Consider the following 18,189-nt stretch of genomic DNA (forward strand, 5'->3'; position numbering starts at 1 on the left):
GAGCGTCCCGTTCGTCCGCGGCGCTCAGGTAAGGACCGCGTGCGGGTAGTCGGCCGCACGGTCCTGGAACGACAGGACCTTGGGGTTCTGCACCACTCCGTCGCGGATTTCGATCGCCCGCCGGATCGTCTCGCTGGTGTCCCAGGCCGCGGGTCCGCCGAGAACGGTGCGCAGATGGGGGAGCAGCGCCTCACTGATCTCCCAGGTGGCGGAGTTCCACAGATGTGACGGGCTGTGGTCGACACCGTAGTAGCGGACGTTCTCGCCGATCATGAACGTCGGGTCCGCGAAGGAGGTCGGACGCGCCCAGGCAAAGCCCATGCCTTCGTCGCAGGACACGTCGACGACGAGGCAACCGGGCAGGAGGGTGTCGATGTCCTCGTCGACGAGGAAGGTCAGCGGCGCCTCGGTGTCCTGCAGAACACAGTTGACGATGATGTCGTGACGGGCCAGGAATCCCGCCAGCGGCAGCCGGCCGTCGTCCGTCGTGACGTGGCTTCGACGTGGGTCGGCGTCGTCGTGATCGAACTGGACGATCTCCGCCGAGTGGATGGGCGAGCTGACGGCGGTCACGCCACGCTGCGTGACGACATGAACGTCGTGGATTCCCAGAGCATTCAGCGCGGTGACGGCCCCGCGGGCGGTGGCCCCGAAACCGAGCACGACCGCGCGGAGTCGACGGCCGTAATCACCCGTCGACCCGGCGATCGACAGGGCGTGCAATACGGAGGAGTAGCCGGCGAGCTCGTTGTTCTTGTGGAAGACATGCAGCTGGAACGACCCTTCGGCACTCCAGTGATTCATGGCTTCGAAGGCGACGAGGGTGAGGCGACGGTCGATGGCCACCTGGGTGAGCTCGGTGTCCTGCACGCAGTGCGGCCACCCCCAGAGGACCTGGCCGTCGCGCAGATCCTCGAGATCCTTCGCGAGCGGCTTTGGGAGCAGTACGACGTCGGATTGCGCGATCAGCTCGCTCCGTGTGCGCATTCCCGCGACCGAGCGGGCCAGTTGCTCGTCGGACACGCCGAACGGCTCGCCGTAACCATGCTCGAGGTGGATACGGCCCAGCAGGTCGGCGTCGATGCGGTCGAAGTGCAGGGGGTGAATCGGAAGTCGGCGTTCGTCGGCCTTGCTCGAGCGCGCGATCACGCCGAGGGTGAGCGGATGTGGGTGGGGCTGGTGCACGGAGTGTCCCTCGGTTGACGCAAATGGAGAAAGGATGGCGGAAAGGTGAAGCCGCAAAACCCACAGCGAAGGTGCGAGGGAGCTCAGCGTTCGAATCGATGTACGCGGCCGGGGCCGACGCTGCAGCTCTCGCAGAATGCCCGGGGAGATCACCCGGGGGAGGACTGGTAGCACCAGGAAGAAATGTGCACCGCGAGATGCGGCGCAGTGTTCTCGTGGTGCCCCCGGCAGGATTCGAACCTGCGACCTTTCGCTCCGGAGGCGAACGCTCTATCCCCTGAGCTACGGGGGCGCACCGGAAAAACCGGTGTGCCGATTGGGCGCGCCAATCGTAGCGCATCGATGGGGGGAAGAACCAAATCGGTCCCCGAGTTCGGCCCACAACCCCCGCACGGTCGACCGAATCCGCCTAGTGTCGGAAAGGACGCCTGCGCACATCCAGGGGAGGGTCGAGGATGACCGATCGGCAGCATGTCCATTCGGAAAACTCGAACGCGGAGTATCCGGAGCGCGAACTCGAGTTGGATCTCCGCTGGTGGTCTGCGGCCAACTATCTCACCGTCGCGCAGATTTATTTGCAGGACAATGTGCTTCTGCGTGAGCCGCTGCTTCCGGAGCACATCAAGCCCCGGCTCCTCGGGCATTGGGGGACCAGTCCCGGTTTGTCGATGATCTACGCCCTTCTCAACAGGTTGATCCGGCGTACAGACGCGGACTGCCTGTACGTGACGGGGCCTGGTCACGGCGGGCCCGCCCTCGTCGCTGCCACGTATCTGGAGGGGACGTACTCGGAGGTGTATCCCGCGGTCTCCGGTGACGCTGCCGGACTCCGGCACTTGTGCAGGCAGTTCTCGACACCGGGAGGTATCCCGAGTCATGTCAGCGTGCAGACGCCGGGCAGTATCCACGAAGGCGGTGAGCTCGGATATGCACTGGCGCACGCGGCGGGTGCGGCATTCGACCACCCGAACCTGTTGGTGGCGTGTGTAATCGGAGATGGTGAGGCGGAGACGGGGCCGCTGTCCGCTTCGTGGAAGCTCCCCGCCTTCCTCAACCCGGAACGGGACGGTGCCGTGTTACCGATCCTGCACGTCAACGGGGCCAAGATTGCCGGACCGACCGTCTACGGGCGCAGTACCGACACGGACATCGAAGGCTTCCTGGGTGGCCAGGGATGGGCGCCGACCGTGGTCGAGGGCGACGACCCGGCCGTGGTTTTCCGCACACTCGACCGGGCGCTGGTCGACGCGCACGACCGGATAACCGAGATCCGCCAGGAGGCGCGGGCGGGTCGCCGGCATCCTGTGAAATGGCCGGCGATCGTGCTCCGCACTCCGAAGGGGTGGACCGGCCCCCACCGTGTCGATGGCGTCCTCGTCGAGGGAACACACCGTTCCCATCAAGTTCCGCTGTCGGGCGTCCGCACCAACGACGAGCATCGGCGTCAGCTCGAGGAATGGATGCGGTCCTACTCCCCGGAGACCCTGTTCGATCCCCAGGGTGCCTTGGTGCCCGAACTCGCTCAGCTGGCGCCGCGGGGCGACAAACGAATGGGTTCTTCTCCCTATGCCAACGGCGGGCGTCTACGCGTCGATCTTCCGATACCACCACTGCACAAGTACGCATTGACCATCGAAAGGCCGGGGGCCACGCTGCACGAGACCACCCGCGTCCTCGGCGAACTGTTACGGGACGTCTACGCGGCGACCACCGCACCGGACGGCGGCGGATACTTTCGGCTGTTCTGCCCGGACGAGACGGCCAGCAATCGGTTGGGCGCCGTGTTCGAGAGCACTGATCGATGCTGGCAGCTACCCGTCACCGACTACGACGACCACCTGTCCGCGGGCGGACGGGTGATGGAGGTGCTCAGCGAGCACCTGTGCGAGGGGTGGCTCGAGGGGTACCTGCTGTCCGGGCGGCACGGGCTCTTTGCCAGCTACGAAGCCTTCGCCATGGTCAGTGTGTCGATGCTGGTCCAGCACGCGAAGTGGCTGCAACACGCGGTGGACCTGCCGTGGCGATCGCCGGTGGCCTCGCTCAACGTGCTGTTGACCAGCACCTGCTGGCGCAACGACCACAACGGTTTCAGCCACCAGGGGCCCGGGATGATCGACGCCGTCATTCCGCTCGCCCCGGATGTCGTTCGGGTGTGGCTTCCCCCCGACTCGAACACGCTGCTCTCGATTGCCGACCACTGTCTCCGCAGCACCGACCACGTCAACGTCATCGTGGTGGACAAGCAACCGCACCTCCAATACTTGACGCTCGAGGAAGCGAACGCGCACTGCGCGGCCGGGGCGTCGGTCTGGGCGTGGGCGGGTACCGAGGCGGCCGCCGATACCGTGGACATCGTGCTTGCCGCGGCGGGTGACGTTCCTACGCAAGAAATTCTCGCGGCAGCCCAGCTGTTGCGTGAGCACACACCCGACCTCGTCACCCGTGTGGTCAACGTGGTCGATCTGATGGCGTTGCTGACGCCCACGGAGCACCCGCACGGTTTCGACGACCGCACATTTACCGACCTCTTCACCGCCGATACCGACGTGGTGTTCGCGTTCCACGGCTATTCACGCGCGGTCCACGAGTTACTTCATGGTCGGCCGCAACCCGAACGCTTTCATGTTCGCGGCTTCAGCGAGCAGGGCACCACGACCACCCCGTTCGACATGGTGGTGCTGAACAGGATGAGCCGCTACCACCTCGCGCTCGAGGCGCTGCGCCGTGTAGAAACCGAACCGGCCGGGGCCACTGAGCTCGCCGATTTCTGCCTCACCCAGCTCGAGCGGCACGGCGAGTACGTGGTCGAGCACTTCGAGGACCTGCCGGAGGTACGCGACTGGACCTGGTCCTGAGGGGCGAGGCCGTCAGTTCATCGGGAGCGGAGCGGCGCCGCGTTCGGTGAGCATGTCGGTGAGCAACCTCGACTCGCCCTGCTGGGTCTCGACCATGGTCTGTGCGAGCCCGCGGACGGCGGGCTGGGAGGCTCGTTGGGCGGCGTATTCCATCATGGGCAGTCCACCCTGGTGATGTCGCAACATCAACTGGAGGTATTCGACATCGACCGCGGTCCCGGTGGCCTGGCGCAGCCTGGCCATGTCCTCGGACGACGCCATTCCCGGCATCGCCGACATAGACCCCGCATGTGTGTTCTCGCCGGAGGAATGATCGTGTCCGCCGTCGTGCTCGGACGCCATCCAGCCCATGTAGCCGCCGGACGGGAGGGACGGCTGATCCCAGATCGAGAGCCACCCCTGCATCTGGCCGAGCTGGTTCTGCTGGGTGGTCAGGATGTCGTAGGCGAGAGTCCGGACGGTGGGATCACTCGTGTTCCGGAGGGCGATCGCCGACATCTCGACCGCTTGACTGTGGTGCACGCTCATGTCCTGGGCGAATCCCACATCGACGGATCCCGCCTCGGGGACGGCAGAGTTGTTGTCCTGCAGTGGAAGTCGCGCCAGAAATCCGAGCGCGAAACCGAGTGCGACGGCGCCGATCACTCCGATCACCAAGAGCGCGGCGCGCTGACTCGGCCTGGAATGGGCCGGCTCGGCCCCGGATCCGACTCCGGATCCAGGTGCGTCGGCCGATTCAGCCATTACCGCCCTCGGCGGGCGCCTGCTGCAGGTCGGAGGGCAGCTGCAAATCGCTCGGCAACTGGGCTCCCGCTCCGCCGGTCTCGGACTGGTCCGGCGCGATGCCACCACCGTCCATCGGCACTGCATCGGCGCCGGGTGCGCTCGGATCGAAGGGGGGCGGGTTGTCCGGGTCGAAACCGGAGCCGGGGATGGTCGAGCAGCTGGCACCGACCTCCGGGTAGGTGTTCTTGTTGATGCGCAGGGCCGTGATGAACTGATCGATCCGCTCGTCGTCGGCGCTGTCGAGCTTCAGCTGGTGGCCCCACGACTGCAGCGAGATCGGACTGTCGAGCCCCGGGTACGGCGACATCAGGGTGTAGCTCTGGCCGTCCACCTTGTCCTGCAGTGTGTCGACCTGCTCCGCAGACAGCGTGTCGGGGTTGTAGGCGACCCACACGGCGCCGTGCTCGAGAGAGTGCACTGCGTTCTCGGTGCGGATCGCATTGGCGTACACGGTGCCGGTGCACGTCGCCCAGATGGCGTCGTGCGGGCCGCCGAACGGAGGCGACTGATCGTAGGCGACGCGCTGCGTCGGCTGGATGTGGATGCCGGCCGGGTAGTCGACCTTCAGCACGCCGTCGATGTTGACCGAAGGGTCGGGATTTTCGGCACTGGGCGCGTACCGCTGGGCCTCCTCCTTCGCCTGATACTTGGGCACCAGGTTGACCGCGAGGATCGCGACCAGCGCGAGGACCGCCGCCGACGCACCGATCGTCAGCCACGGAATGTGCCGGGGCGCGGAGACGCCGCCCTTGGCTTTCGCGCCGCCACTCTTCTTCTTGGCGGCCTTGATGGCCTTGGCCGACTTGGCACCGGAGTTCTTACCGGGACCGCGACTATCCGAACCGCTTGGCATCGATTGTGATCTTTCGGTGTGTGGGTTACGGGCGCTCTACCCCGGTTCGCCCGAGGCTGAGACCGGGACTCAGGGCGACCCCACTCTACTTACCCACCCTGAGCGCAAGCTGGGAGAGTGGCATCCGCCACGCCGGTCGGGGCCTATCCGGCCGTCTGTGGGACTCTGGGCCAGGCGGGTCACCGCCCGGGACGTCTTGGCCATAGGATAGATACCTGTGACTCCAGCTGACCTTGCCGAACTGCTCCGCGGAACCGCCGCGAAGGTGCTCGCCGAACGTGGACTCGACGTGTCCGTGCTTCCCGAAACTCTCACGGTCGAGCGCCCGCGCAACCCCGAGCACGGTGATTACGCCACCAACGTCGCGATGCAGGTGGCCAAGAAGGTCGGTACCAACCCCCGCGAACTCGCGACCTGGCTCGCCGAGGCGCTGACCGCTGCCGAGGGTATCGACAGTGCCGATATCGCCGGCCCCGGTTTCCTCAACATCCGCCTGGCCGCCGACGCCCAGGGCGCCATCGTCGCCAAGATCCTCGAAGCGGGCACCGCGTACGGATCCGGGCACACCCTCGACGGCAAGAAGATCAACCTGGAGTTCGTGTCCGCAAACCCGACCGGGCCCATCCACCTCGGCGGTACGCGCTGGGCTGCCGTCGGTGACGCGCTCGGCCGCATCCTGTCCACCCAGGGTGCCGCCGTCACACGCGAGTACTACTTCAACGACCACGGCGCCCAGATCGACCGCTTCTCCCGCTCCCTTATCGCCGCCGCCAAGGGGGAACCTGCCCCAGACGACGGTTACGCGGGTGCATACATCGCCGACATCGCGGCTCAGGTGCTCACACAGCGTCCGGACGCACTGGAGCTTCCGGCGGGTGAGCAGCAGGAAGTGTTCCGATCGCTCGGAGTCGACCTGATGTTCGCGCACATCAAACGCACCCTGCACGAGTTCGGAGTGGACTTCGACGTCTACTTCCACGAAAACTCGCTGTTCGAGTCAGGTGCGGTCGAGAAGGCCGTCGAGACCTTGAAATCCTCCGGCAGTCTCTTCCAGGAGGACGGTGCCTGGTGGCTCAAGAGCACCGACTTCGGTGACGACAAGGATCGTGTCGTCATCAAGAGTGACGGCAACGCGGCCTACATTGCAGGGGACATCGCCTACTTCCAGAACAAGCGTGCGCGCGGCTTCGATCTGTGTATCTACATGCTCGGCGCGGATCATCACGGCTACATCGGCCGGCTCAAGGCCGCTGCCGCCGCGTTCGGCGACGACCCGGACACCGTCGAGGTGTTGATCGGGCAGATGGTCAATCTGGTCCGCGACGGGGTCGCTGTGAAGATGAGCAAGCGGGCCGGGACGGTGATCACGCTCGACGACCTGGTCGAGGCCATCGGTGTCGACGCCTCGCGATACGCGTTGATCCGCTCGTCGGTGGATTCGAGCATCGACATCGACCTCGAGCTGTGGACCAGCACTGGCAACGAGAACCCGGTCTACTACGTGCAGTACGCGCACGCCCGGTTGTCGGCGATTGCGCGCAACGCCGCCGAGCTGGGTGTCACGGTTGCCGATCCGGACTTCGCGTTGCTGGTCTCCGAGCAGGAGGGCGATCTCATCCGCACGCTCGGCGAGTATCCGCGCGTCGTCACCAGTGCGGCGAATCTCCGTGAGCCACACCGCATTGCGCGGTACCTCGAAGAGCTGGCCGGTGCTTATCACCGCTTTTACGGCGCGTGCCGGGTGCTGCCTCAGGGTGACGAGGAGGTCGGGCCACTGCATGTCGCGCGGCTCGCTCTGTGCGACGCCTCGCGTCAGGTGCTGGCAAACGGTCTCGCACTCCTCGGCGTGAGCGCCCCGGAGCAGATGTGAACGCGCATCCCGCCGGTCCCAAGCACGCCGAACAGCTACACGCACCCGGACTACCCGAGCGTCCTACGGACGCAACGGCATTCGCGGCGCTCGCTCCCGAGGTGTGGCCCCGCAACGCGGAACGCGGTCCGGACGGCGTTGTCCGACTGGCCGGGATTCCGGTCACCGAACTTGCGGAGACGTACGGGACGCCACTGTTCGTCGTCGACGAGGACGATTTCCGGTCCCGGTGCCGTGACATGGCGCGCGCATTCGGGCCCTCGGCCAAAGTCCACTACGCGTCCAAGGCGTTTCTCTGCGGCGAGATCGCCCGTTGGGTGGCAGACGAGGGGCTGTCGCTCGACGTCGCCTCGGGCGGTGAATTGGCGATTGCGTTGCATGCAGGGTTCCCGGCGGAGCGAATCGCCATGCACGGCAACAACAAGTCGGTCGCCGAACTTCAGGCGGCAGTGAAGGCCGGAGTGGGCCACATCGTTCTGGACTCGTCCATGGAGATCGACCGCCTCGACGCAGTCGCCGCCGAAGCCGGTGTCGTACAGGATGTCCTGATCCGTGTGACGGTCGGAGTGGAAGCGCACACCCACGAATTCATCTCGACCGCCCACGAGGACCAGAAGTTCGGTTTCTCACTGGCAGGCGGCAAGGCGATCGACGCGGTCCGGCGAGTATTCGCCGCAGGCAATCTGCGTCTCGTCGGGCTGCACAGCCATATCGGTTCGCAGATCTTCGACGTGGACGGATTCGAGGTGGCAGCACACCGGGTGATCGGGCTGCTCCGTGACGTCGTCGCCGAGTTCGGTGTGGACAAGACCGCCCAGATCTCGATCATCGACCTCGGTGGCGGTATGGGCATCTCGTACGTGCCCAGCGACGATCCTCCACCAGTGGACGAGTTGGCGGCCAAACTCGGCGACATCGTGCGCAACGAGTCCGCTCTCGCCGGCCTGCCCGAGCCGACCCTTGCGGTCGAGCCGGGACGAGCGATCGCCGGGCCGGGGACGGTCACGCTCTACGAGGTCGGCACCATCAAAGACGTCACCGTCGGGAGCGCGCTCACTCGCCGCTACGTCAGTGTCGACGGCGGAATGAGCGACAACATCCGCACGGCGCTGTATCAAGCGGAATATGAAGCCAAGCTCGTCTCCCGAGTCAGCGGAGCCGAACCCGTGGTGTCGCGAGTCGTGGGTAAACACTGCGAATCCGGCGATGTCGTCATCCGTGACACCTGGATGCCCGAGGACATCGATGCCGGCGATTTGCTTGCCGTCGCTGCCACCGGTGCATACTGCTACTCGATGTCGAGTAGGTACAACCTGCTCACCCGTCCTGCCGTGGTGGCGGTGCGCGACGGACAGTCGCGCGTGATCCTCCGGAGGGAAACCGTGGAAGACCTGCTCAGCTTGGAGGTACAAGAGTGACCGTCGAATCGGCGCAACCTGCTGTCGGTGTGACCGAATCGGCGCAACGTGCTGTCGGTGTGACCGAATCGGCGCATCGCGCTATCGGTGTGGCCGTCCTCGGCCTCGGCAACGTCGGGAGCGAGGTGGTTCGCATCCTGCAAGAGCACAGCGAAGACCTCGAGGCCCGCGTCGGTGCGCCCCTGGAACTGCGGGGAGTGGCGGTCCGCCGCCCCGGCAAGGACCGGGGCATACCGGAGGAGTTGCAGACCACGGACGCGGAGTCGCTCGTGGCGCGCGACGACGTCGACATCGTTGTCGAGGTGATCGGCGGCATGGACCTTCCGCGCAAGCTGATCCTGTCGGCACTGAACTCCGGCAAGTCCGTCGTCACCGCCAACAAGGCCCTTCTCGCCGAGCACACCGGTGAACTCGCCGAGGCCGCGGAGCTGCACCGCGTCGACCTGTACTTCGAGGCGGCCGTCGCCGGTGCGATCCCCGTGATCCGCCCGCTCACCCAGTCCCTTGCCGGTGACCGGGTGAACAAGGTCGCCGGAATCGTGAACGGCACCACCAACTTCATCCTGTCGGCCATGGACGAGACTGGGGCCGACTATGCGGAAACGCTCGCGGAGGCGGGAAGACTCGGCTACGCCGAAGCCGATCCCACCGCCGACGTAGAGGGTTACGACGCCGCGGCGAAGGCCGCCATCCTCGCGTCCATCGCCTTCCATACGCGGGTCACCGCGGGCGATGTGTACCGCGAGGGTATCTCCAACATCACCGCTGCCGACCTGACGTCGGCGCGGGCCCTCGACTGCACCATCAAACTGCTCTCCATCTGCGAGCGCATCCCCACACCCGACGGCAAGGAGCGCATCTCCGCACGGGTCTACCCGGCGCTGGTGCCGCTGAGTCACCCCCTCGCGTCGGTCAACGGAGCATTCAACGCCGTGGTCGTCGAGGGCGAGAACGCCGGAAGGCTGATGTTCTACGGTCAGGGCGCCGGCGGTGCCCCCACCGCATCTGCTGTGATGGGTGATCTGGTGATGGCCGCGCGCAACAAGGTGCACGGTGGCCGCGGTCCGCGCGAGTCGAAGTACGCCAAGCTCAAGATCGCGCCCATCGGCGACATCCCGACGCGCTACTACGTCAACATGCAGGTGACGGACAAGGCCGGTGTGCTGTCGGCCGTTGCCGCCGAATTCGCCGAGCACGGCGTGAGCATTTCGACGGTGCGGCAGGAAGGCGCGGGCGACGGCGCCCGGCTGGTGGTCGTTACCCATGTCGCGACGGACTCCGCGTTGTCGGAAACCGTTGAGGCATTGAGCAAACTCGAATTCGTCACCGCTGTGACCAGCGTGCTGCGACTGGAAGGCACCGAACAATGACCGGCACCCGCAACCCCGTGCACACTCCGTGGCCGGGGCTGATCGAGGCCTACCGTGACCGCCTCGCGATCGGACCGAACTGGAAGACGGTGACCCTCCGTGAAGGCGGCACACCGTTGCTTCCCGCCGGGCATCTGTCCGAGATCACGGGCTGCGACGTCTACCTCAAGGTCGAAGGCCTCAACCCCACCGGCTCCTTCAAGGACCGCGGGATGACGATGGCCGTGACCGACGCCCTGGCGCGCGGTCAGCAGGCTGTGCTGTGCGCGTCGACGGGCAATACGTCCGCCTCGGCGGCCGCCTACGCCGCCAAGGCGAAGATGAGCTGCGCGGTGCTGGTGCCGCAGGGGAAGATCGCCATGGGCAAGCTGGCGCAAGCGGTCATGCACGGCGCCCGGATCATCCAGGTCGAGGGTAACTTCGACGACTGCCTCGAGCTGGCGCGCAAGACCACGGCGGAGTTCCCGACCATCGGCCTGGTCAACTCGGTGAACCCGGTCCGGATCGAAGGCCAGAAGACCGCGGCTTTCGAAATTTGTGATGCATTGGGCAAGGCTCCGGACGTCCACGCGCTTCCCGTCGGCAACGCCGGCAACATCACCGCCTACTGGCGGGGTTATTCCGAGTACTACGCAGACGGGCTCACGAGCGTGAAGCCTCGCATGCTGGGCGTTCAGGCGGCAGGTGCCGCCCCGCTCGTCCACGGTGCACCCGTCAAGGACCCGGAGACCATCGCGACGGCCATCCGCATCGGTTCGCCCGCGTCCTGGAACGGCGCGGTCGCCGCGAAGGAGGAGTCGCACGGGGCCTTCCGCGCCGCGACGGACGAGGAAATCCTCGAGGCGTACCGGCTGATCGCCTCCACCGAAGGTGTGTTCGTCGAACCCGCGTCGGCGGCGAGTGTCGCAGGACTGCTGGCCGCCCGGAAGGAAGGCTGGCTCGACTCCGGACTCACCGTGGTCTGCACGGTCACCGGCAACGGATTGAAGGACCCGGATACCGCACTCGCCGGTATGCCTGTCGTGCAACCCATTCCGGTCGATCCTGTCGCTGTCGCGTCGGCCCTCGAGCTGGCGTAGTGGTGGCGCCCACGCCCATCACGCCGCAGGATCAGACCGCAGACATGACACAGACCCTGCCCACCGGGCTCACCGTGACTGCCCGTGTGCCGGCGTCGAGCGCCAATCTCGGGCCCGGATTCGACACCCTCGGCATCGCGCTCGGGCTCTACGACGAGATCACGGTCACCACCACGGGTTCGGGTTTGAAGATTCGTGTCGAGGGTGAGGGCGCCGAGGACGTGCCGTGGGGCCCCTCCCATCTGGTGGTGCGCGCGATCGAACGTGGTCTGGAGTCGGCCGGCGTGTGGGCGGAGGGCCTCGACGTCGTGTGCCGCAATGCAATACCGCACTCGCGGGGCCTGGGGTCGTCCGCGTCTGCTGTGGTCGGCGGGTTGGCCGCGGCCAACGGTCTCGCGATGAAGCTCGATCCCGCACTCGGCCTCTCGCCCGACCAACTGGTCCAGTTGTCGTCCGAGTTCGAAGGTCACCCCGACAACGCTTCGGCGAGCGTGCTGGGCGGCGCCGTGGTGTCGTGGAGTTGTGAAGACCAGGAATCCGCGGGCGCATCCACGTCCGGGAACCGCTACTACGCGGTGCCACTGAAGGTGCATCCCGCGATCCGGGTGATCGCCCTGATCCCGGGTGAGCGTTCGTCGACCGCTCACACGCGGGGATTGTTGCCCGAGGTCGTGGCGCACCGTGACGCCGCGTTCAACGTCAGTCGCGGCGCTCTCGCTGTGGTGGCGCTCACGGAACGACCGGATCTTCTGATGCCGGCCACTGAGGATCGGCTCCACCAGGTTCAGCGGGCTCCCGCGCTCCCGCTGACCACCCGGTGGATCTCCTTGCTGCGGAAAGCCGGCATTGCCGCGGCGGTCTCCGGCGCGGGACCGACAGTCCTCGCGTTGAGTACCGAGCCGCTTCCGGGCGATCTCCGAGTACAGGCGGAGGCCGAGGGACTGCAGGTGCTCGAACTCGACGTCGCCGAAGGCGTCCGGATCAGCTGACACGCCGGAAACGGGTCTTCTTGCCCCTACGGTCGTTCACAGCTATCCTGGGCAATGTCCGTACATCGTGCGCATCAGACGCCGGTGCTTCACCAGGGCGATTACTCCAGGTCAATCGGGGTTTGACAGCTCCTGGCACGATCCTCCGCACTTTCTGTTGTGTAGGGATTGCGAGTGCGCCTGTTCAAGGTGATGTGATGGCGGGCAAGCCGGCAGTTCAGCTAAGCAACGACGTACGGCACATCCGAATCCGGTACTGAATCGGATTACGGGACGAACCCTCGACTCTGCGCAGCGCGAGTGAGGGAAGGAAAGGACCTCCGTGACCGATACGGACCTCATCGCCGCTCCTGCGGACGCCTCCTCGGTGGATACCGTTGGCGCGCAGGCAGGCGACTCTTCACAGGCGTCATCGACCGCACCGGAAAACGGTGCTGTGACGGCCTCCACAAAGCGCGCCGAGGCGCGCCGAGGTGCCGGGCTGTCCGGGATGGTGCTGACCGAGCTCCGTGCCCTTGCGGGCGAGCTCGGTATCAAAGGCATTTCAGGGATGCGTAAGGGCGACCTGATCGCCGCGATCAAGGATCGGCAGGGCGCCTCGTCGGCGCCGGCCGCTGCGACGACCGAGGCCGCGCCCCGCACCCGGACGTCCCGCACCAAGCGTGAGCAGCCCGCGCAGACTGCCCTCGACGTGTCTCCGCAGCAGGAGATCGCCGAGAAGGCGGCCGAAAGCAAGGCGCCCGAACCTGCAGTCGCCGACGGCAGCGCGGCCGACACCGATGTCCCCGAGGGGGGCCGACGCGGGCGTCAGCGCCGTGGCTCCTCCCGCCGGGCAGGTGCCCCTGAGCAGGGCGACCAGGCCGACAGCGGCCAGGACGCTCCCCCGCAGAATGCTGCCGCCCAGAATGGCGTCGACGCCCCGCAGGCCGAGCGCAAGCAGGTCGACGACCGTCAGGACAGTGCGGAAAAGTCCGGAAGGCAGGACGGCTCCGGCGAGCAGTCCGGCGACCGCACGCGGCGTGAGCGTGGGGACAACCGCGGCAGCGACCGTGGTGACCGCACCGACCGGAACGACCGCGGCGACACCCGCGAGCGGGACCGCGGTGACACGCGCGAACGTGACCGCGACCGGGGTGATCGCAACCAGGGCAGCAACAACGGCCCGCGCACGAGCGACAACCGTGACAACCGGGGCGGCGACGACGAAGAAGGCGGCCGCGGACGACGTGGACGGCGCTTCCGCGAGCGTCGTCGTGGGCGCGACCGCGGCGAAGGCGGCGGCGGTGACGTACGTGAGACGGAAATCCGGGAAGACGATGTCCTGCAGCCGGTAGCCGGCATCCTCGACGTCCTCGACAACTACGCCTTCGTGCGGACGTCCGGGTACCTTGCGGGCCCCAACGACGTCTACGTGTCGATGAACCTCATCCGCAAGAACGGACTTCGCCGCGGCGACGCGATCACCGGTGCGGTCCGGGTTGCACGCGAGGGTGACCAGGGCAATCAGCGCCAGAAGTTCAACCCGTTGGTGCGTATCGACACGGTCAACGGCGGCGACATCGAGGCGGCGAAGAAGCGCCCCGAGTTCGGGAAGCTCACCCCGCTGTACCCGAATCAGCGGTTGCGCCTCGAGACCACGCCGAACATCCTCACCACCCGCGTCATCGATCTCGTGATGCCGATCGGTAAGGGTCAGCGCGCGCTCATCGTGAGCCCGCCGAAGGCCGGTAAGACCAGCGTTCTGCAGGCCATCGCCAACGCGATCGCGACCAACAACCCCGAGTGCTACCTGATGGTCGTGCTGGTCGACGAGCGTCCCGAAGAGGTCACCGACATGCAGCGATCGGTGAAGGGTGAGGTCATTTCCTCGACCTTCGACCGCCCACCGGGAGACCACACCTCGGTCGCCGAGCTCGCCATCGAGCGTGCGAAGCGACTGGTGGAGGCCGGTAAGGACGTCGTCGTCCTTCTCGACTCGATCACTCGGCTCGGCCGCGCGTACAACAACTCGTCGCCGGCGTCGGGCCGCATCCTGTCCGGTGGTGTCGACTCGACCGCGCTGTACCCGCCGAAGCGTTTCCTCGGTGCAGCCCGCAACATCGAGAACGGCGGTTCCCTCACGATCATCGCGACGGCCATGGTCGAGACCGGTTCCACCGGCGACACCGTGATCTTCGAGGAGTTCAAGGGCACCGGTAACGCCGAGCTCAAGCTCGACCGCAAGATCGCGGAACGGCGAGTGTTCCCAGCTGTCGACGTCAATCCTTCGGGAACGCGTAAGGACGAGCTGCTGCTCAGTCCGGATGAGGCCGCGGTGCTGCACAAGCTCCGCCGGGTGCTGTCTGGTCTCGATTCGCACCAGGCCATCGATCTGCTGATCGATCGCCTCAAGAAGAGCAAGAGCAATCTCGAGTTCCTCATGCAGGTGTCGAAGACCGCTCCGGGAGCGATCGACGACTGAGTGCTCGACACGGCAAAGCCCGGCGACCTGTCGCCGGGCTTTGCCGTTTCTCCAGTACTGAGCAGGTGGAATTAAATGCGGGGGAGCGGCGTTGATCTCTCCGCAAGCACACATGCCGATTGGGATCGCACTCGCGCGATCTGGCATACTGAACGGCTGAGTCCGGTTCCGGTTCACGTCTTCGAATGGCGAAGGCGACCCGGCGACCATTGAAAGGGACACCATGAAGTCAGGCATTCACCCCAATTACGTGGCCACCACCGTGGTCTGTGGTTGCGGAAACACTTTCGAGACCCGAAGCACCAAGGAGACCGGACGGATCAACGTCGAGGTCTGCTCGCAGTGCCACCCGTTCTACACCGGTAAGCAGAAGATTCTCGACACCGGTGGACGCGTCGCCCGCTTCGAGGCTCGCTACGGCAAGCGCGCCGGCAAGGGCGCAGCAAAGGAATCTGCCGAGTCCTAGCTGGTCCGCCGACGCCCGTCCTGCGATAATTGCAGGCCGGGCGTCGGCTTTTTTGTGCCGTTTCCCTCGGCACCCCGTAGTGCGCTGCGCGCGCTGAGACGAGAGTGGAGCCCATCATGGCAGGGACGACCCAGCCGTCGGCGATCGACGACATCCTGGCCGAACATGCCGGCCTCGAGCAGCAGTTGTCCGACCCAGCGCTGCACAACGACGCCTCCGCGGCCCGCAAAGCCGGGAAGCGTTTCGCCGAGCTTGCGCCCATCATGTCGACGTACAGCAAGCTCAAGGCTGCGCAGGACGATCTCGCAGCCGCGCGTGAGCTCGCCGTCGACGATTCCAGCTTCGCGGCCGAGGTGCCCGCACTCGAGGCCGAAGTGCTCGAGCTCGACAAGGCACTGACGGATCTCCTCGCGCCGCGCGACCCGCACGATGGTGACGACGTGGTACTCGAAGTGAAGTCGGGCGAGGGCGGTGAGGAGTCGGCGTTGTTCGCGTCCGATCTCGCGCGTATGTACGTCCGGTACGCCGAGCGGCACGGGTGGCGCGTCGAGGTTCTCGATGCGACAGTGTCCGACCTCGGTGGATACAAGGACGCGACACTGTCGATCAAGTCGAAGGGCGAGGTTCGGGACGGGGTGTGGGCCCGTCTGAAGTTCGAGGGCGGCGTCCATCGCGTGCAGCGCGTGCCTGTCACCGAGTCGCAGGGCCGGGTACACACCTCGGCCGCCGGCGTCCTGGTCTATCCGGAACCGGAAGAGGTCGAGGAGGTGCAGATCGACGAGACCGATCTGCGCATCGATGTCTACCGCTCCTCCGGTAAGGGCGGTCAGGGTGTGAACACCACCGACTCGGCGGTGCGGATCACGCATCTGCCCACCGGAATCGTTGTGACGTGCCAGAACGAGCGCTCCCAGCTACAGAACAAGGCGCGGGCCATGCAGGTGCTGGCCGCTCGCCTCCAGGCAGCGGCCGAGGAAGCAGCAGACGCCGAGGCATCGGCCGGGCGGCAGAGCCAGGTGCGCACGGTCGACCGCTCCGAGCGCATCCGCACCTACAACTTCCCGGAGAACCGCATCACCGATCACCGAATCGGCTTCAAGTCGCACAATCTCGATGCCGTCCTGGACGGTGAATTGGACGCTCTTCTCGACGCGCTGGGCAAGGCGGATCGTGAGGCACGGCTCGCCGCGGAGTAACCCGGTACCGAGGACCGGAGTATCACCGTTCCCCGGGCGTGGCAGTCTGTACCCGTGAGCCGACTTCCCCTTCGCCTGGCCCTGATCGATGCAGCCGCGCAACTCGACGAGGCAGGGGTGCACAGCGCCCGCGCGGACGCCGAGATGCTGGCTGCCCATCTGCTGGGGGTGGAGAGGACCCGACTGGGTCTCGTGCCGCTGGTCGACGAGTCGGTGATCGACGCCTACAAGAAGATGGTCGAACAGCGCGCCAAGCGAATCCCGCTGCAGTACATCCTGGGAACCGCCGCCATGGGGGACATCGACATCGAGGTCGGTCCCGGCGTCTTCGTTCCGCGCCCGGAGACCGAACTTCTCCTCGGGTGGGCGCTCGCGTTCCTGGGAAGCTGCGATCAGCACCCACCCGTCGTCATGGATCTGTGTACCGGGTCGGGTGCGCTCGCGCTCGCCATTGCCCACGCCCGCCCCGACGCCGTCGTGCACGCCGTCGAACTCGAACCGCACGCGCTCGCCTGGGCGCGGCGCAATGCCGATGCCCGCGCCCAGGCGGGCGACACCCCGATCAAGCTGTACCAGGGCGACGTCACCGACCGGACCATCCTGACCGGCCTCGAAGGTGCAGTCGACCTCATCGTTGCCAACCCGCCGTACATTCCCGAGGGCGCGGAACTCGAGCCGGAAGTAGCGGATCACGACCCGCACAGCGCACTATTCGCCGGACCGGACGGGCTATCTGTGATCAAGCCGATGATCTCGAATGTCGCGCGGTGGTTGAGAATCGGGGGAGCAGTGGGAATCGAGCACGACGACACCAACGGTGCGGACGTCGCGGCGCTGTTCGCGGCGCGTCGGGTGTTCGGTGACGTCGCGGAACACCCCGACCTCGCGGGCAAGCCCCGCTTCGTGGTGGCTCGGCGCATCGCGACCGATGTCGAGGCGCAGCGTGCGGAGGCCGCCGGCGAGGATGAAAGAATGAGCCGGTGAGTACCGTTTACGACTGTGGCCGCCCCGATTCCCGCGCCGCCGGAATGAGTGCGGCCAAGAACGCCCTGAAGGCTGGACGACTCGTCGTCCTGCCCACGGACACCCTCTACGGGATCGGCGCCGACGCATTCGACGGCGATGCAGTCGCCGCGTTGCTGCGGGCGAAGGGCCGTGGCCGCGATATGCCTGTGCCGGTTCTGGTCGGATCGTGGAACACCATCGACGGCCTCGTGTACAGCGTGCGACCGCACACCCGCGACCTCATTCGGGCCTTCTGGCCGGGTGGCCTGAGTCTTGTTGTGGAGCAGGCCCCTTCGCTGGCATGGGACCTCGGTGATACGCGCGGGACGGTGATGCTTCGCATGCCCCTGCATCCGGTCGCCCTCGAACTGTTACGTGAAGTCGGACCACTCGCGGTGTCGAGCGCCAACGTCTCCGGACAACCACCGGCCACCACCGTCCAGGAAGCTCGGGACCAGCTCGGCGGATCGGCCGGCGTGTACCTGGACGGCGGACGCGCCGAACAGGGCCGGGCCTCCACCATCGTCGACCTCACCGGCGCGAGCCCCCGCATTCTCCGGGAAGGCGCCGTACCCACCGGTGACGTCGCCGACGTCCTCGGGGTGACGGCGGAGAGTCTGCTCGAGGGGACCGCGACGGCATGACCGGGCTGCGCG

14 protein-coding genes and 1 tRNA gene are annotated in these 18,189 nt (G+C 66.5%); 11 read left to right on the forward strand and 4 right to left on the reverse strand.

The genetic code is table 11. The features are described from left to right. Positions 1 to 24: 24 nt before the first annotated feature. A complete protein-coding gene (locus GFS60_RS10950; RefSeq protein ID WP_159921186.1) occupies positions 25 to 1,185 on the reverse strand; it encodes a N(5)-(carboxyethyl)ornithine synthase in 1,161 nt (386 codons plus the stop codon). A 216-nt stretch (positions 1,186 to 1,401) separates the two neighbouring features. Further along, positions 1,402 to 1,477, reverse strand: a tRNA-Arg gene (locus GFS60_RS10955). Between the two features lie 163 nt (positions 1,478 to 1,640). On the opposite strand from GFS60_RS10955, the gene GFS60_RS10960 reads away from it, so the two are divergent. Next, positions 1,641 to 4,040, forward strand: a complete 2,400-nt coding sequence (locus tag GFS60_RS10960; RefSeq protein WP_159921188.1) for a phosphoketolase family protein — start codon at positions 1,641 to 1,643, stop codon at positions 4,038 to 4,040. 12 nt (positions 4,041 to 4,052) lie between these two features. Here GFS60_RS10960 and GFS60_RS10965 read toward each other — a convergent pair whose 3' ends face one another. Both GFS60_RS10965 and GFS60_RS10970 read right to left on the reverse strand, forming a co-directional pair. Then, positions 4,053 to 4,784, reverse strand: a complete 732-nt coding sequence (locus GFS60_RS10965) for a DUF305 domain-containing protein (RefSeq protein WP_159921190.1) — start codon at positions 4,782 to 4,784, stop codon at positions 4,053 to 4,055. After that, positions 4,777 to 5,679: a DUF3105 domain-containing protein gene (locus GFS60_RS10970; RefSeq protein WP_159921192.1), complete on the reverse strand. Its 903-nt coding sequence runs from the start codon at positions 5,677 to 5,679 to the stop codon at positions 4,777 to 4,779. Before GFS60_RS10970 ends, GFS60_RS10965 begins: the two co-directional genes overlap by 8 nt. Before the next feature lie 217 nt (positions 5,680 to 5,896). Between GFS60_RS10970 and argS the strand changes: the two genes are divergently transcribed. The 10 genes from argS (at position 5,897) to GFS60_RS11020 (ending at position 18,177) form a co-directional block, all read left to right on the forward strand. Further along, positions 5,897 to 7,549 carry an arginine--tRNA ligase gene (gene argS, locus GFS60_RS10975; protein WP_159921194.1) on the forward strand — a complete coding sequence of 551 codons (1,653 nt, stop codon included), beginning with the start codon at positions 5,897 to 5,899 and terminating at the stop codon, positions 7,547 to 7,549. Next, positions 7,546 to 8,967 carry a diaminopimelate decarboxylase gene (lysA, locus tag GFS60_RS10980; protein WP_159921196.1) on the forward strand — a complete coding sequence of 474 codons (1,422 nt, stop codon included), beginning with the start codon at positions 7,546 to 7,548 and terminating at the stop codon, positions 8,965 to 8,967. Before argS ends, lysA begins: the two co-directional genes overlap by 4 nt. A gap of 83 nt (positions 8,968 to 9,050) precedes the next feature. Next, positions 9,051 to 10,337, forward strand: coding sequence for a homoserine dehydrogenase (locus GFS60_RS10985; protein ID WP_159927070.1), 1,287 nt, complete (start codon positions 9,051 to 9,053; stop codon positions 10,335 to 10,337). Further along, the gene (gene thrC / locus GFS60_RS10990; RefSeq protein WP_109328683.1) at positions 10,334 to 11,416 is read left to right on the forward strand and encodes a threonine synthase; all 1,083 of its coding nucleotides are present in this window, start codon (positions 10,334 to 10,336) and stop codon (positions 11,414 to 11,416) included. The genes GFS60_RS10985 and thrC overlap by 4 nt, the downstream gene beginning before the upstream one ends. Before the next feature lie 44 nt (positions 11,417 to 11,460). Then, positions 11,461 to 12,405, forward strand: coding sequence for a homoserine kinase (gene thrB, locus GFS60_RS10995; protein ID WP_159921198.1), 945 nt, complete (start codon positions 11,461 to 11,463; stop codon positions 12,403 to 12,405). A gap of 322 nt (positions 12,406 to 12,727) precedes the next feature. Then, positions 12,728 to 14,866, forward strand: a complete 2,139-nt coding sequence (rho, locus tag GFS60_RS11000; RefSeq protein ID WP_159921200.1) for a transcription termination factor Rho — start codon at positions 12,728 to 12,730, stop codon at positions 14,864 to 14,866. A gap of 223 nt (positions 14,867 to 15,089) precedes the next feature. After that, complete coding sequence (gene rpmE, locus GFS60_RS11005; RefSeq protein ID WP_109328687.1) at positions 15,090 to 15,332, forward strand: 50S ribosomal protein L31; 243 nt, start codon at positions 15,090 to 15,092, stop codon at positions 15,330 to 15,332. A 116-nt stretch (positions 15,333 to 15,448) separates the two neighbouring features. Beyond that, a complete protein-coding gene (gene prfA / locus GFS60_RS11010; RefSeq protein WP_109328689.1) occupies positions 15,449 to 16,528 on the forward strand; it encodes a peptide chain release factor 1 in 1,080 nt (359 codons plus the stop codon). Positions 16,529 to 16,582: 54 nt separating this feature from the next. Beyond that, the gene (gene prmC, locus GFS60_RS11015; RefSeq protein ID WP_159921202.1) at positions 16,583 to 17,512 is read left to right on the forward strand and encodes a peptide chain release factor N(5)-glutamine methyltransferase; all 930 of its coding nucleotides are present in this window, start codon (positions 16,583 to 16,585) and stop codon (positions 17,510 to 17,512) included. Next, positions 17,509 to 18,177: an L-threonylcarbamoyladenylate synthase gene (locus GFS60_RS11020; RefSeq protein ID WP_159921204.1), complete on the forward strand. Its 669-nt coding sequence runs from the start codon at positions 17,509 to 17,511 to the stop codon at positions 18,175 to 18,177. The genes prmC and GFS60_RS11020 overlap by 4 nt, the downstream gene beginning before the upstream one ends. Positions 18,178 to 18,189: the final 12 nt, after the last annotated feature.

Source organism: Rhodococcus sp. WAY2 (genome assembly GCF_009859915.1).
GTDB classification, from domain to species: Bacteria; Actinomycetota; Actinomycetes; order Mycobacteriales; family Mycobacteriaceae; genus Rhodococcus_F; species Rhodococcus_F oxybenzonivorans.

Coding starts and splice junctions, on each gene's coding strand:
- GFS60_RS10960 (WP_159921188.1), top strand. CDS start 1,641: ATGACCGATCGGCAGCATGTCCATTCGGAAAACTCGAACGCGGAGTAT.
- GFS60_RS10965 (WP_159921190.1), bottom strand. CDS start 4,784: ATGGCTGAATCGGCCGACGCACCTGGATCCGGAGTCGGATCCGGGGCC.
- GFS60_RS10970 (WP_159921192.1), bottom strand. CDS start 5,679: ATGCCAAGCGGTTCGGATAGTCGCGGTCCCGGTAAGAACTCCGGTGCC.
- thrC (WP_109328683.1), top strand. CDS start 10,334: ATGACCGGCACCCGCAACCCCGTGCACACTCCGTGGCCGGGGCTGATC.
- thrB (WP_159921198.1), top strand. CDS start 11,461: ATGACACAGACCCTGCCCACCGGGCTCACCGTGACTGCCCGTGTGCCG.
- rpmE (WP_109328687.1), top strand. CDS start 15,090: ATGAAGTCAGGCATTCACCCCAATTACGTGGCCACCACCGTGGTCTGT.
- prfA (WP_109328689.1), top strand. CDS start 15,449: ATGGCAGGGACGACCCAGCCGTCGGCGATCGACGACATCCTGGCCGAA.